This is a genomic window from Halomonas ventosae (assembly GCF_004363555.1).
GTDB lineage: Bacteria > Pseudomonadota > Gammaproteobacteria > Pseudomonadales > Halomonadaceae > Halomonas > Halomonas ventosae.
Map to the genome: position 1 here is coordinate 193,626 of NZ_SNZJ01000003.1, position 14,417 is coordinate 208,042.

Here is a 14,417-nt window from a genome sequence, read left to right on the forward strand (position 1 = left end):
GGCGCCGCTTCCCACGCAGGTGCCCCCGGGGGGATGACGTCATGGCGGGGAAGTCTGCTATCGTCTGCCCGAGTCGATCCCCCAGACGAGAGGAGGCACCCAGTGAGCAGCGAGATCCTTCCCGACACCATGGCCGCCATGCTGCTGACCGAACATGGTGACGTCGACAGGCTGGTCTACCACGACGACGTGCCGACCCCGCAACCGGGGCCCGGCGAGGTGCTGGTGCGGGTCACGGCCACCGCCAAGAACAACACCGACCGCAAGGCCCGCGAAGGGCTCTACCCGGTGAAGAAGGGCGAGGTGACCTCCTTTGCCATGGGCGGGGAGCCGACCCTGACCTTCCCGCGCATCCAGGGCGCCGACATCGCCGGGCGCGTGGTGGCGGTGGGCGAGGGAGTCGAGGCCTCGCGGATCGGCGAGCGCGGCCTGCTCGACTTCAACCTCTACCCGGATGCCCGGCGCGACATCAACCTGACCCCGGACTACTACGGCCATGGCGCCGACGGCGGCTTCGCCGAATACGTCGCCGTGCCCTCGGACCAGTTCCACCACGTGCCCAACCCGGAACTGCGCGACGCCGAGCTCGCCGCCCTGGGCATGTGCTCCTACCAGACCGCCTACCACATGATGACGTCCGCCCGAGTAAGCGCGGGTGAACGGGTTCTCGTCAGCGGGGCCAGCGGCGGGGTCGGCACCGCACTCATCCAGCTCTGCCGCATCGTCGGCGCCCTGCCCTACGCGGTGAGCCAGCAGGAGAAGGCCCCGGCGCTGAAGGCGCTGGGCGCCGAAGCGGTGATCGACCGCGGCGACCTCGAGGGCTTCGCCGAGCGGGTGCTCGAGGCCACCGGAGGCGCGCCCATCGACGCGGTGATGGACCTGGTCGGCGGCGAGATGACCGACCGCTTCATCGACACCATGATCCAGGACATGAAGGCGCGCAGTACCTACCCGCGGCTCTCCATCGCCGGCGCCAGTGGCGGCAACATCTCGGAGATCCTGTGGACGCGCATCTACCTCTACCAGGTGCAGATCTTCGGCGTCTCCCACGGCACCCGCGAGGAGGCCGAACAGCTGATCGCCTGGATCCGTTCCGGCGAGCTCAAGCCGGTGCTGCACGCCGCCTTCAAGCTCTCCGACCTCCACCAGGCCGAGCGCTACTTCGTCAGCCGCGGCAGCAACTTCCTGGGCAAGATCGTGATCGTCCCCGACAGCCAGTGGGACGAGCATGGCGCGCCCTTCGCCCTCGAGGGACACTCATGAGCCAGGAACTGACCCTGCAACTGATCGATACCCATGCCGGCGGCGATGTCAGCCGCATCGTGGTCGGCGGCATCGAGCCCCTGCCCGGCGCCACGGTGCGTGACCAGATGCACTACCTGCGCGACGACGCCGACGGCCTGCGCAGGCTGCTGCTGGAGGAGCCCTACGGCATTCCCGAGATGTCGGTGGACCTGCTCGTGCCCGCCACCGACCCGGCCGCCGAGGTGGGCTACATCATCATGGAGGTGATGGGCTATCCGATCTACTCCGGCTCCAACACCATCTGCACCGCCACGGCGGTGCTGGAGAGCGGCCTGGTGCCCAAGCAGGAGGGACGCCAGCGCTTCAAGCTGGAGTCGCCGGCGGGACTGGTGCAGATCGAGGCCCTGGTCGAGAACGGCGTGGTGGAGTCGATCACCTGCGGCGGCCTGCCCAGCTATATCGACACCTACCGCGCCACGATCCATGTGCCCGGCATCGGCGACGTCACCTATTCGGTGGCCTACAGCGGCGGCTTCTACGCCCTGGTGGACGCCGCCGAGCTGGGCTTCCACCTCAACCGCGACGAGGAGCGGGAGCTCGCCGACTGCGCCCACCGCATCGTCGAGGCGATCCAGGCCGAGCGCGGCTTCTCCCACTACACCCTGGGCGACGTGGGCCCGCTGCCCTTCCTGCACTTCATGGGGCCGGTGGAGCAGGTGGCCGACGACTTCTACCGCTCGCGCTCGGCCACCTACGTGCACCCGGGGGTGATCTGCCGCAGCACCACCGGCACCGGCACCTCGGCGCGCCTGGCCCTGATGCGCCACGAGGGCACCATCGAGCCCGGCGACAAGCTGGAAACTGTCTCGCTGCGCGAGACCGGCTTCATCGGCGAGTTCACCGGCACGCGACAGGAAGGGACCCACACGGTCGTGGAGAACACCATCACCGGCAAGAGCTACGTGCTGGCCCGCTCCGACATCGTGGTCAACTGCGACGACCCCCTGGTGGCGTGCGCCGGCCTGCACCACATCCTCAGCGCCGGCCAGGCCGCGCCCGACTGAGTGCCGCTCGGAGGGCGGCGGGAAGACCGCGCCCCGGTCACCAGGTCCGGCGAAAACGCATGGCGGTGACCACGCGCTCCCGGGCCATCTCGACGGCCGCCTGACGGGGAAGTCCGCCGGCGGCCTCGGCCCGCTGCAGCACCTCGGTGACGTTGGCGCGGACCTTCTCCGCGATGCTCTCGAGGGCCTCCCCCTGGCGGCCGCCACGGTGCTCGACGGCCGCGCAGATCACCCCGCCGGCGTTGACGATGAAGTCCGGCAACACCAGCACGCCGCGCTCGGCGAGCCGCCGCTCCGCCGCCTCGGTGACCGGGATGTTGGCCCCCTGTGCCACCACCCGGGCCCGCAGCCGGTCCACATTGCCCTCGTGGATGACGTCGGGCCGAGCCGCCGGAATCCAGATGTCGCACTCGGCGTCGATGATCGCATCCCGCGGTCCAGCCTCCCCACCCGGGAACTCGGCCAGGCGACCGCCCTGGCGCTTCCAGTCGATCAGCGCCGGGACATCGAGGCCCTCGGCTCGCGCCAGGCTGCCCGCGGAATCCGAGGCCGCCACCAGCCGCGCTCCGCGCTCGGCAAGAAAGCGCGCGGCGTTCATGCCGACCGCCCCGAAGCCCTGGATGGCAACCCGCGCACCGGCGAGCGGAAAGGCCGCGAAGGGCTCGGCCGCCTCGAGGGCAACGGCCAGGCCGAACCCCGTGGCGCCGATCTCGTCGAGGGGGATGCCGCCGATCTCCCGCGGCAAGCCCACGGCGCGGCCGATGACGTCATGCACCCAGGCCATGGCGGTCTCGTCGGTACCCATGTCCGGGCCCGCGATGTAGTCCTTCACGTCCTTCAGCGCATAGGCGTAGGCGCGCACCAGCCGCTCCTTGTCACCGGCCGGCATTGCGGGGTCGGCGAAGATGACCGCCTTGGCCCCGCCATGGGGCAGGCCGGCGGCCGCATTCTTCAGGGTCATCGCACGGGCCAGCCGTGCACATTCCGCCAGGCTCACGTCCGGTGCCATGCGCGTGCCGCCGATGGCCGGCCCGGCCGCCACATTGTCGATCACCAGGATGGCCCGGAGACCCGTGGCCGGGTCATGCAGGTAGAGGACCTTCTCGGGCCCCAGGTCATCAACCAGCTCGAAGGCATCACCCATCGCCGCTCTCCCCATCGCGTCATCCCTGAGCTCAAGCTAGCAGGCTTCGCCCGACATGGCGCCATGCCCGGCGAGCCCGAGAGCCGGCGAGACGCCCGTCATCAGCGCCGGCGCCAGTCCAGCTCAAAGGGCGTGATGTTTCGGAAGGCGCCGGTCCTGGCCATCTCGCGTCGCAGGGGAAAGGCCGCCAGGGCATCAATCGGGTCGAGTTCCGCCAGCCGGTCGAAGTCGAGGCCCTCCCACGCCTCGCGGGTGACCTTGGCGCTGAAGAGGTAGCTGGCCTGCAACTCGCTGCCCTCCGGGGCCTCGACCCGGCGATGGCCGGAGACCAGCACGTGCTCGATGCCCGGCAGGCGGGCGAAGACCGTGCCCAGCACCCGGAAGGCCACGCCATGCACGTGGCGCCGGTAGAGCTCGCGCTGTCGCGTGGCGCCGAGCTTGCGCGGCGAGAGCTTGAGGCGCTTGGCGGGCATGGTCCAGTAGCGATCGGGCATCTCCTCCTCGCCCGGCAGGTCGATGTCCAGGGCAATGGTGCGGCAGTCGTCACTCAGCTCGAAGTCGACCAGCGTCTCGCGCGGCCAGTCGAGCTCGTCAAGTCGTTCGGCCAGCGTCTGCTGCATGGCCTCGGGGTCGCTCCAGGCCGCCACCTCCTCGCGCTGCTGACGCTCGAACTCGCGGGCATCGAACTGGGCCTTCTCCCACTCCCAGGCACGATAGGCCTCGGCATGCGACGCCTCGCGGCGAGCGTTCTCCCGCTCGAGCCGTGCCCGAGCCCCCGGCCAGAGGGCATGCCGCCAGTCGGGCCGTTCCAGGGTCACCGGCGCGGGAGGAGGCACCGGGTAGTTGCGCGGCTGATAGCCGGCCGCCTCCGGTGGCGGCGTCTGCTCGTGCAGGCGCTCGAGCCGGTCGAGCTCGGCATTGAGCAGCTCGCAGTGGGTCTCGAGCGCTGCGCGTATCGCCGCCTCGCCCTGGCGGCGCAGCGCCCGGGCCTCGGCATCGGGAAGGCGGCGTCCATCGGGATGCCGGTAGCGGATCTCCCCGCTGGCGGCGATGTCGAGCTGCACCGGCAGTTCCTCGCCGCTTTCACCGGTTGCCAGGGACAGATGGATACCGGGCGGGCCGACCGAGAGCCCGGGACGCAGCCTGCAGGTAAGGAGTCGCGCACCGGGTGCGAGACGAATGCGACGCTGGAAGCGAAACCCCACGATGGCCTCTCCCTGATGACCGGTCCAGCTACAGGGTACTGCACTGGCCGTCATTCGTGACAAACGATGTGACCGCCGCAGGCAGGCTGGCCCCTCAGGCCCCGCGGCCCCGCCAGGAGGCAGAGGGGCACGCACCAACGAAGACGCCGCCTGAAGCAGGGCTTCAGGCGGCGTTTTCATGAAGGTGGTTGGTGGAGCCTAGCGGGATCGAACCGCTGACCTCAACACTGCCAGTGTTGCGCTCTCCCAGCTGAGCTAAGGCCCCACGTCGTTCCCGCCTTGCGAGAACGAGGCGAATATTACGCAGCCCATTCGGAAGCGTCAACCCCATGAGGGCAATTTCACTCTTCTGCCTTGGGCCAATTCCCCTTAGGGACGGGATGTGCCACCCTACCGGGACTGATACCGAGCCGGCCGACATGTTGGCATCTTCTTAGCCAGGCCCCATCTCGGGACGACACTCACCCACCACGTTTTCAGGAGCGTCAGCGTTGATCAGGGTTCTCGTCGCCGATGACCATCACCTGGTACGGACCAGCATCGCCCACCTGCTGAATGCCGAGCGCGGGATCCGCGTGGTCGGTGAGGCCGCGGATGGCGAGGAAGCCATCACCAAGGCGCGCAAGCTCGAACCGGACATCGTGCTGATGGATATCCGCATGCCCGGGATCGGCGGCCTGGAGGCCACCCGCAAGATCAACCGCTTCACCAGCGACATCCGCATCCTGGTGCTGACCGCCTTCATCGAGGAGACCTTCGCCCAGCGCCTGCTCGAGGCCGGGGCCCACGGCTTCATCAGCAAGGGCTGCCAGCATGACGAGATGGTCGAGGCGATCCACTGCGTGTTCGGCGGCAAGCGCTATGTCAGCCCCGAGATCGCCCAGCGGCTGGTGCTGTCGCGCATCGATGCGCCGGACAACCCCTTCGACCAGCTCTCCCAGCGTGAGCTCCAGGTGGCGATGATGGTCGTCAACTGCCAGCGCGTCGCCGACATCGCCGACCGCATGTTCCTGAGCCCCAAGACCGTCAACACCTACCGCTACCGGATCTTCGAGAAGCTCGGCGTGACCTCCGATGTGGAGCTGACCCACCTCGGCCTGCGCCACGGCCTGGTCGACGGCTTCAGCGACGCTGACTGAGCGCCTTGCCGGGGGCTCCGATCTGGTAGAATGAGGCCTCCGCTTCCCGTCTACGGCACGCCGTTTCCATGAGCTTCGATTCCCGCGACTTCCTCGGCAGCGTCAGCGAATCCCCGGGGGTCTACCGCATGCTCGACGAGCACGGCGAGACCCTCTATGTCGGCAAGGCGCGTCGCCTCAAGGCCCGCCTGGCGAGCTACTTTCGCGGTGCGCTCAACACCAAGACCCAGGCCCTGGTCGGCCGCATCGCCGACATCCAGGTGACGGTGACCAACAGTGAGACCGAGGCCCTGCTGCTCGAGCAGACGCTGATCAAGGAGCTGCGCCCGCCCTACAACATCCTGCTGCGCGACGACAAGTCCTACCCCTTCGTCTTCGTCAGCGACCGCCACCCCTTCCCCGCCCTGGAGTACAAGCGCGCCCGGGTGCGCCATAACGATGGCCGCTACCTGGGCCCCTACCCCAGCAGCGGCGCCGTGCGCGAGAGCCTGTCGCTGATGCAGAAGATCTTTCGCATCCGCAACTGCGAGGACAGCGTCTTCGCCCACCGCACCCGACCCTGCCTGCAGTACCAGATCCAGCGCTGCAGCGCGCCCTGCGTGGGCCATATCAGCGAGGCGGACTACCGGCGCGACCTCGAGCATGCAGTGATGTGCCTCGAGGGCAGGAGCGAGGCGGTGACCCGCGAGCTGAGCGAAGCCATGGAGGCCGCCAGCGCCCGCCTCGACTTCGAGGAGGCCGCCCGGCTGCGCGACCAGGTCCAGCACCTGCGCCAGATGCAGCAGCGCCAGTTCGTCGATACCGGCGGCGGTGACGCCGACGTCTTCGCCCTGGCCAGCCGTCCCGGGGCACTGTGCATCTCGGTGCTCACGGTGCGCCAGGGCCGCCTGCTGGGGGCCCGCCACCATGCCCCGGCCAACGGGCTCGACCTGGGCCCGGAGGCGCTGCTCGGCGACTTCATCAGCCAGTTCTACCTGGGCCAGGCCAGGGAGATCCCCGCGGAGGTGATCACCAGCCACCCGGTACCGGACGCCGACCTGATCGCCCGGGCGCTGGGGGAGCGCGCCGGCAAGCGCATTCGCCTGACCGATCAGGTCCGCGGTCATCGCGCCCAGTGGCGGGAGCTGGCCCGCACCAATGCCGAACAGCAGCTGGCCAGCCAGCTGGCCAGCCAGACCCAGCTCTCGAAACGCTTCGCGGCCCTGCGCGAGGCCCTGGCGCTCGAGGACACCCCCCGTCGCCTGGAGTGCTTCGACATCAGCCACAGCCATGGCGAGGCCACCGTGGCTTCCTGCGTGGTGTTCGACGAGAACGGGCCCCGCAAGTCCGACTACCGTCGCTTCAACATCGAGGGCGTGGCCGCCGGCGACGACTATGCCGCCATGCGCCAGGCCTTGATCCGCCGCTTCAAGCGCCTTGCCGACGGCGAGGGTGAACGGCCTGACATCCTGGTCGTCGACGGCGGCAAGGGGCAGCTGAACATGGCCCGGGAGGTGTTCGCCGAACTGGGCGTCAGTGGCGTCACCCTGCTCGGCGTGGCCAAGGGCACCACCCGCAAGGCGGGGCTCGAGACGCTGTTCGTCGAGACCGTCGACCGCAGCCTGGACCTCGACGGCGCCTCCCCGGCCCTGCACCTGATCCAGCACATCCGCGACGAGTCCCACCGCTTCGCCATCGCCGGTCACCGGGCACGCCGCGACAAGACAAGGCGCACCTCCACCCTGCAGGATATCCCGGGGGTGGGGCCGCGTCGCCGACGCGAGCTGCTGCGCTTCTTCGGCGGCCTGCAGGGGGTCAGGCAGGCGAGTCGCGAGGAACTGGCGCGGGTTCCCGGCATCAGCGCCACCCTGGCCGAGACGATTCATCGCGCCCTGCATGGATGAGTCAGGCCCCGGCGGATAGAATGAGGGGGTTTCCGGTATCTCCCAAGGCAAGGACCGCACCTCCCGATGAACATACCCAACCTGCTCACCCTGGCCAGAATCCTCTTCATCCCGCTGCTGGTGGTGCTGTTCTACTTGCCCTTCGCCTGGAGCATGCCCCTGGCCGCCGCCCTGTTCGCCCTGGCCGCGGTGACCGACTGGCTCGATGGCTACCTGGCCCGGCGCTGGGACCAGTCCACGCCCTTCGGCGCCTTCCTCGACCCGGTGGCCGACAAGCTGATGGTGGCCGTGGCCCTGGCCCTGCTGATCGAGCGCTACGAGGCCATCTGGCTGACCCTGCCGGCACTGGTGATCATCGGTCGCGAGATCGTCATCTCGGCCCTTCGCGAGTGGATGGCCGAGATGGGCAAGCGCGGCCAGGTGGCGGTCTCCTGGATCGGCAAGGTCAAGACCACCCTACAGATGGTCGCCCTGCTGGTGCTGCTGGCCTTCGCTCCCGGCACCCCCGTGGCCCTGCTGGGCGTGGCGACCCTCTACGTGGCGGCCCTGCTGACGCTCTGGTCGATGTTCCTCTACCTCAAGGCGGCCTGGCCGCACCTGAGCAGCTCGATGCGCTGAAGGGTAGTGAAAAGTGTTTGACAGTCACCGACTTATCCGTATAATTCGCTCTCGAGTCAGGCGGGAATAGCTCAGTGGTAGAGCATCGCCTTGCCAAGGCGAGGGTCGCGAGTTCGAATCTCGTTTCCCGCTCCAGACTCAAGGCAACATCGTGAGTGGAAGAGTGCGACAGCGAGGGTCGCGAGCTGGAAGGCCAGCCCCGTCGAATCTCGTTTCCCGCTCCAGACTCAAGGCAACATCGTGAGTAGAAGAGTGCGACAGCGAGGGTCGCGAGCTGGAAGGCCAGCCCCGTCGAATCTCGTTTCCCGCTCCAGACTCGCAAGCAGTAACAGAGTCATTGCGTGCGACAGCCAGGGTCGCGAGCCGGTGCGCCGGTCCGATCGAAGCTCGTTTCCCGCTCCATTCCCCACGAATGGCACGACTCATGAGGCTGGATGGCAGAGTGGTTATGCAGCGGACTGCAACTCCGTGTACGCCGGTTCGATTCCGACTCCAGCCTCCATCATTCCCCTAGCTGCCCGCTCGGAACCGTGCCGCCCGGATGGCGAAATTGGTAGACGCAAGGGACTTAAAATCCCTCGGTGGCAACACCGTGCCGGTTCGAGCCCGGCTCCGGGCACCAGCTTTCCTGCACCCTTCCGGCAAGCGTCGGGCGCGACCCTCCAACGGGACGCCGTGACATGATCCTGCCGCGCCTGCGCGACCCCTACTTCAACTATCAGCATCGGCGCAAGCTGCACGTGCTGCGCATCGTGCTAGCCCTGTGCCTCACCTTCGCCATCATCGAGTTCTTCGCCATCCAGCACAGCGGCTGGGCGCTGGTCAGCACCATCATGGTGATGGGCAACCTGCCGCACATCGGTGGCGTGCTGGACAAGGGGCGCCAGCGCCTGCTGGGCACCCTGCTCGGTGCCGGCTGGGGCCTGCTGCTGATCCTGCTGCCGCTGCCCTGGCCGCCGCTCGTCCCCCTCGCCACCCTCGCCGGCATCGCCGTCGCCACCTGGTTGACCTTCAGCAACCGGCACGGCTACAGCGGCCTGATGTTCGCCATCAGCCTGCTGCTGGTGGTCGGCGACGGCACCCAGGAGCTCGATATCGCCCTGTGGCGCGCCTTCGACGTCCTGCTCGGCACCCTGGTGGGTATCGCCGTCACGGTGCTGGTACTGCCGCAGAAGGCCACCGACATGATGCGCTTCATGCTGGCCGACAACCTGGACCGCATGGGCCGCCTCTACCATGCGCACACCTCGGCCACGGCGGCCCCCGACATCGATACCCGCGAGATGCTCAAGGCCACCAGCAGCCTGCTGGTCAAGCAGCGCGGCCTGGTGGATGCCATCCATCGCGAGCGACGGCTGACCCGCCATGAGCTGGACGACCTGATCTCGCTGCAGCGACGCATGCTCTCCACCATCGAGCTGCTGCTCGAGACCCACTGGAGCAGTCGCGATGGGCACGAGCGCATCGACGCCATGACCGGCCTCCGCGAGGAGCAGCACACCCTGGCCCGCGGCATCGGCACCCTGGCCTTCCAGGTACGCACCGGCCAGCCGGTCGACGTGACCATCACCCCCTTCGAGCTGCAGCGCCACGCCGAGCTGGCCGGCAATGCCCGCTCCGCCGATGGCCGCATGCTCTTCAGCCCCAGTGGCTACCTGTGGCTCAATCGGGAGCTTGCGCGGCTGACCGCCGACCTCACCCGGCGCCTGGGCGGCCTCGAGCGACTGCCCAGCCGGCGGCTGCGTCGCCGGGCACCCCACCATGGGCTCACCGAGGATGCCTCGGCGATCGTGCGAGCCACCACGCAAGAAGGAAAGGCAGATGACAGACGGCAAGCATGAGGTGCTGGTCATCGGCGGCGGGGTCGCCGGGCTGGTGCTGGCACTGGAAGTGGCCGACCATCGCCGGGTCACGCTGCTGCGCCCGACCAGCGACGACCAGGGTGCCAGCCGCTGGGCCCAGGGCGGCATCGCCGCCGTGCTCTCCCCCCAGGACGACATCGAGGCCCACGTGGCGGACACCCTGGTGGCGGGCGACGGCCTGTGCGACGAGCGGGCGGTGCGCTTCACCGTGGAACAGGGGCCATCGGCCATCGAGTGGCTGGTGTCACTGGGCGTCCCCTTCACGCCCGACGCGAGCGCCGATGCCGGCTATCCCTACCACCTCACCCGCGAGGGGGGCCATGGCGCGCGGCGTATCATCCACGCCGACGACGCCACCGGCCGTGCCGTCGTCGAGACCCTCAAACAGCATGTGGAGGCCCACCCGAACATCAGGCTGTGCGGTGACCTCACCGCCATCGGCCTGATCGGTGACGGCGAGGGCCACTGCCGCGGGGCACGCTGCCTGGATGCGGATGGCCGGCTGCAGGAGCTCGCGGCCGAGGACACCGTGCTCGCCACCGGCGGGGCCAGCGGCCTCTATCGCCATACCACCAGCCCCCAGCCGGCCAGCGGCGAGGGCATGATGATGGCCGCCGAACTCGGCGCCGAACTGATGAACCTGGAGTTTCAGCAGTTCCACCCCACCTGCCTCTATGACCCCGAGGGCCCCGCCTTCCTGATCAGCGAGGCGGTTCGCGGCGAGGGCGGGCTGCTGATCAACGCCGCAGGCGAGCGCTTCATGCCGGCGGTGGACCCTCGGGCCGAGCTGGCGCCCCGCGACATCGTCGCCCGGGCCATCGACGCCCAGATGCAGCGCACCGGCACCGACCATGTCTACCTGGACATCCGCCACCTCGGCGAGGCCGCTATCCGCCACCACTTCCCGACCATCCATGCCCACTGCGCCCGTCGCGGGCTGGACATCGTGCACCAGCCGATCCCGGTGGTGCCGGCCGCCCACTACAGCTGCGGGGGGGTCACCACCGATCTCGGGGGCGCCACCACGGTCCCGCGGCTGCACGCCATCGGCGAGGTGGCCTGCACCGGCCTGCACGGCGCCAACCGCATGGCCAGCAACTCCCTGCTGGAGTGCCTGGTCTATGCCCGCAGCTGTGGGCGACGGCTGCGTTCCGCAGCCCCTTTGCCGACGGCCGAGCTGGCCCCGGCGCACTGGGGCCGGCAGCCGGTCGCCCTGGACGACATCGGGGAGATCCGTGACGCGATGCGCCAGCTGATGAGTGCCCGGGTGGCCATCGTGCGCACCGACCAGGGACTGGACGAGGCTGCCCGAGGCCTCGCGCAGCTGCACCGCCGGCTCGCCCCCCGCATGGCGGACGCCGCGCCCACGATTGCCCTGGCGAACCTCTGGCATGCGCTTCGCCTGGCGCGCCTCACCGTGGCCTGCGCCCGGGCACGGCGCGAATCCCGCGGCCTGCACTTCAACCCGGACTGCCCGGTGCATGGCGAAGCCATGCCACGCCCCTCGCGGATCCACCTGCAGGACCTCGAGGCGATCTGACCCCCGGGCTGATGGGGCCCTAGGGCAACGGCAGCAGCTCTCGGCGCAGGCGACGCAGCGACTCCGCGTCGCTGCTGTCGGGCCACAGCCAGAGGCGCCGCCCCTCGAGCCTGAGCCCGATCAGCCAGGGCCCGAGGTAGTCGCAGCGCAGGCTCACCGGGCGCCAGGCCTGGACGGCGCTGTCGCGCCAGGACCACTCCACGCCACCCGCCGCCTTCGGCGTGCCCCGCAACTCGCCACGCGGGCGCCGCAGGGCCAGCGTCGCCAGCACCCCGCCAAGTACCCCTGCCGCCAGCAGACCGGCCCAGGGCGGGGCCACCACCGCTACCAGGCCGACGACCGCCGCGGCGCATAGCCCATGGGCGGCCAGCGACAGCCTAGAGGTTGCGATAGCGATCGTTGTCGGTGGTCTCGGCATGCTCGACGATCATCTTGACGATGCGGCGCCGCGACGGATCCTCGGGCCACTCGCGGCGCATCAGCCAGGCAAACAGGTCCTGGTCCTCCTCCTCGATCAGTGACCGGAAGGCCGCCTGGTCCGCCTCGTCCAGGTCGCCATAGCACTGCTCGAGGAAGGGGATCAACAGCAGGTCCAGCTCCCACATGCCGCGACGCGAATGCCAGTAGAGGCGCTTGCGGAGGGTGGCTTCCGGAGACGAATCGTCGTTCAAGGTGGGCCTCGTTGGGTCGGATGAGTGTGCGGCCAGTATACCCGAGCCCCGCCCCGCCGGCAGCCCGCCGCCTCCGCGCGCTCCGCCGCCTCGAGAAAAGGTCGTAGTGCGTTGTTTTCTCGAGAGTTGCACAGTATGCTTTGGAAAAACAACAACGCCGGGATCGCGTCGACCCAGGCAGGACCGCACGGAGTAGAGCCGATGACCAAGTCCGAACTGATCGAACAGATCGCCATGCGACAGCCGGAGCTGTCGGTCAAGGAGGTCGAGGCGGCGGTACGCCTGATCCTCGACGACATCACCGACACCCTGGCCGAGGGGGGACGCGTGGAGATCCGCGGCTTCGGCAGCTTCTCGCTGCACTATCGCGAGCCCCGGGTGGGTCGCAATCCCAAGACCGGGGAACCTGTCGCACTCGACGGCAAGTTCGTGCCACACTTCAAGCCCGGCAAGGAGCTGCGCGAACAGGTGGATGCCAGCCGCGCGCTCGGCTACTGAGCGGCGCCCAGCGACCGCCGTCTCTCCTTCAACCGACATGGGAACAAGCACATGCGTTGGCTCAAAGGCCTGATCCTGGCCATCATCCTGCTGGCGGTGCTGCTGATCGGCATCCTCTTTGCCGTCAACAACCAGCAGGCCCTGCCCCTCAACCTGATCTGGATCGAGCTGCCTGCAGCCTCGCTCTCCGTCTGGCTGCTGGCCTCGCTGGCCGTGGGCGTGCTGCTGGGCATGCTCGCCATGAGCGGCGTCTACCTCCGCCTGCGCACCCTGCTGACCCGCGCCCAGCGGCACAACCAGCAGCAGCGCAAGGAGCTCGACCGCCTGCGCGTCCAGGAGATGAAGGAACTCCCCTAGAATGCCCGATGTCTTCCTGCTGGCCCTGCTGGTGGTGGCCGTTGCCATCGGCTGGTGGCTGGGCCGCCGGGAGCGCCAGGACACCGGCAGGAGAACGCAGCCCCCGGCGCTGGCGCGGGACTACTTCGTCGGCCTCAACTACCTGCTCAATGACCAGCAGGACCGGGCCATCGAGACCTTCATCGGCGCGCTGGAGGTCAACAGCGACACCATCGAGACGCACCTCGCGCTGGGCAACCTCTTCCGCACCCGGGGCGAGGCCGACCGTGCCCTGAAGATCCACCAGAACCTGCTCGCCCGCCCGACGCTGACCGCCGGGCAGAGCGACAGGGTCCAGCTCGAGCTCTCCCGTGACTTCCTCGCCCTGGGGCTGCTCGACCGCGCCGAGCGCCTGCTGCAGGGCCTGGTGCGCGACAGCCAGGATGACGAGCTGCGCGACACGGCACGGCGGCTGCTGGCCGACCTGCTGGAGCGGGAGGGGGAATGGCAGGCGGCGCTGGATGTCGCCCTGCCGAGGCTGGTCCGCCAGCACGAGGACATCCGCCGCGCGGCGGCGCACTGGCTCTGCGAGCTGGCCGACCAGGAGCGCCATTCGGCCAGCCCCGTGCTGGCCAGGCGTCACCTTCGCCAGGCCCTGGCCACCGATCCGCACTGCGTGCGCGCCAACCTGCTGCTGGCCGCCATGGAGCACGATACCGGGCAGTACAAGGCCTCCATCCGGCTGCTCAGGCGGATTCCCGACCAGGACCCGGCCTTTACCCCCACCATCCTCGAGCCCCTGGCCCGCGCCTACCGGCTGCTGGATGACGAGGAGGGCCTGATCCGCTGCCTGCAGGAGCTTCTCGAGCAGGGGCCCTCTACCAGCGTGATCACCCGCCTGGCCGAGACGCTGCGCCACCAACACGGCGATGACCGGGAGGCCCTGGCGCTGGTCACCGAGTCGCTCGACCATGCGCCGAGCCTCGGCGCGATGCACTACCTGCTGACCCTCTACCGGCACACCGCCGTCGGCGAGGAGGACGAGCGGCTCGCGCTGCTGCAGCGCCACACCCACACCCTGGTCCAGGCCTTGCCCCGCCACCGCTGCCGGCGCTGCGGCTTCTCAGGCGAACGGCTGCACTGGCTGTGCCCCCGCTGTCGCAACTGGGGCACCACCAAGCCGATCACCGGTATCGAGGGCCAGTAGCCAGG

14 protein-coding genes and 4 tRNA genes are annotated in these 14,417 nt (G+C 69.2%); 13 read left to right on the forward strand and 5 right to left on the reverse strand.

Annotation, left to right across the window (positions count from 1 at the left end; genetic code table 11):
* The first annotated feature begins 129 nt into the window (after window positions 1-129).
* Both DFP85_RS03630 and DFP85_RS03635 read left to right on the forward strand, forming a co-directional pair.
* Entirely contained in the window at window positions 130-1,263 is a 1,134-nt protein-coding gene (locus DFP85_RS03630) for an alcohol dehydrogenase catalytic domain-containing protein (protein ID WP_133635041.1), read from the forward strand.
* Window positions 1,260-2,309 (forward strand): proline racemase family protein, encoded by a 1,050-nt coding sequence (locus DFP85_RS03635; protein ID WP_133634965.1) that lies wholly within the window; start codon window positions 1,260-1,262, stop codon window positions 2,307-2,309. The genes DFP85_RS03630 and DFP85_RS03635 overlap by 4 nt, the downstream gene beginning before the upstream one ends.
* A 37-nt stretch (window positions 2,310-2,346) precedes the next feature.
* On the opposite strand, the gene DFP85_RS03640 is transcribed toward DFP85_RS03635, so the two are convergent.
* From DFP85_RS03640 to DFP85_RS03650, 3 genes are all read right to left on the reverse strand, one after another.
* Complete coding sequence (locus DFP85_RS03640) at window positions 2,347-3,453, reverse strand: Glu/Leu/Phe/Val family dehydrogenase (protein WP_133634966.1); 1,107 nt, start codon at window positions 3,451-3,453, stop codon at window positions 2,347-2,349.
* A 101-nt stretch (window positions 3,454-3,554) separates the two neighbouring features.
* The gene (locus tag DFP85_RS03645) at window positions 3,555-4,658 is read right to left on the reverse strand and encodes a DUF4236 domain-containing protein (protein WP_133634967.1); all 1,104 of its coding nucleotides are present in this window, start codon (window positions 4,656-4,658) and stop codon (window positions 3,555-3,557) included.
* Between the two features lie 189 nt (window positions 4,659-4,847).
* A tRNA-Ala gene (locus tag DFP85_RS03650) sits at window positions 4,848-4,923 on the reverse strand.
* A 226-nt stretch (window positions 4,924-5,149) separates the two neighbouring features.
* Here DFP85_RS03650 and uvrY point away from each other — a divergent pair.
* From uvrY to nadB, 8 genes are all read left to right on the forward strand, one after another.
* Window positions 5,150-5,797, forward strand: a complete 648-nt coding sequence (uvrY, locus tag DFP85_RS03655) for a UvrY/SirA/GacA family response regulator transcription factor (RefSeq protein ID WP_106231584.1) — start codon at window positions 5,150-5,152, stop codon at window positions 5,795-5,797.
* A gap of 68 nt (window positions 5,798-5,865) precedes the next feature.
* A complete protein-coding gene (uvrC, locus tag DFP85_RS03660) occupies window positions 5,866-7,680 on the forward strand; it encodes an excinuclease ABC subunit UvrC (protein WP_133634968.1) in 1,815 nt (604 codons plus the stop codon).
* Window positions 7,681-7,746: 66 nt separating this feature from the next.
* Window positions 7,747-8,298 carry a CDP-diacylglycerol--glycerol-3-phosphate 3-phosphatidyltransferase gene (gene pgsA / locus DFP85_RS03665; protein WP_133634969.1) on the forward strand — a complete coding sequence of 184 codons (552 nt, stop codon included), beginning with the start codon at window positions 7,747-7,749 and terminating at the stop codon, window positions 8,296-8,298.
* 60 nt (window positions 8,299-8,358) lie between these two features.
* Window positions 8,359-8,433: transfer RNA gene (locus DFP85_RS03670), tRNA-Gly, on the forward strand.
* 293 nt (window positions 8,434-8,726) lie between these two features.
* Window positions 8,727-8,800 (forward strand) — tRNA-Cys (locus DFP85_RS03675).
* Window positions 8,801-8,833: 33 nt separating this feature from the next.
* A tRNA-Leu gene (locus DFP85_RS03680) sits at window positions 8,834-8,920 on the forward strand.
* A gap of 58 nt (window positions 8,921-8,978) precedes the next feature.
* Complete coding sequence (locus DFP85_RS03685; RefSeq protein WP_133634970.1) at window positions 8,979-10,139, forward strand: FUSC family protein; 1,161 nt, start codon at window positions 8,979-8,981, stop codon at window positions 10,137-10,139.
* Window positions 10,120-11,700, forward strand: a complete 1,581-nt coding sequence (gene nadB, locus DFP85_RS03690; protein WP_133634971.1) for an L-aspartate oxidase — start codon at window positions 10,120-10,122, stop codon at window positions 11,698-11,700. Before DFP85_RS03685 ends, nadB begins: the two co-directional genes overlap by 20 nt.
* A 19-nt stretch (window positions 11,701-11,719) precedes the next feature.
* On the opposite strand, the gene DFP85_RS03695 is transcribed toward nadB, so the two are convergent.
* Window positions 11,720-12,118, reverse strand: a complete 399-nt coding sequence (locus DFP85_RS03695) for a protein YgfX (protein ID WP_133634972.1) — start codon at window positions 12,116-12,118, stop codon at window positions 11,720-11,722.
* Window positions 12,078-12,371: an FAD assembly factor SdhE gene (locus DFP85_RS03700; protein WP_133634973.1), complete on the reverse strand. Its 294-nt coding sequence runs from the start codon at window positions 12,369-12,371 to the stop codon at window positions 12,078-12,080. Before DFP85_RS03700 ends, DFP85_RS03695 begins: the two co-directional genes overlap by 41 nt.
* A 201-nt stretch (window positions 12,372-12,572) precedes the next feature.
* Here DFP85_RS03700 and DFP85_RS03705 point away from each other — a divergent pair, with 201 nt between their 5' ends.
* Genes DFP85_RS03705 through lapB form a run of 3 tightly spaced genes read left to right on the forward strand, consistent with a single transcriptional unit; the run spans window position 12,573 to window position 14,412 of the window.
* Window positions 12,573-12,869: an integration host factor subunit beta gene (locus tag DFP85_RS03705; protein WP_040187190.1), complete on the forward strand. Its 297-nt coding sequence runs from the start codon at window positions 12,573-12,575 to the stop codon at window positions 12,867-12,869.
* Between the two features lie 51 nt (window positions 12,870-12,920).
* On the forward strand, window positions 12,921-13,226 hold the full coding sequence (locus DFP85_RS03710) for a lipopolysaccharide assembly protein LapA domain-containing protein (RefSeq protein WP_106231565.1): 306 nt from the start codon (window positions 12,921-12,923) through the stop codon (window positions 13,224-13,226).
* Between the two features lies 1 nt (window position 13,227).
* Window positions 13,228-14,412 (forward strand): lipopolysaccharide assembly protein LapB, encoded by a 1,185-nt coding sequence (gene lapB, locus DFP85_RS03715; protein WP_133634974.1) that lies wholly within the window; start codon window positions 13,228-13,230, stop codon window positions 14,410-14,412.
* Window positions 14,413-14,417: the final 5 nt, after the last annotated feature.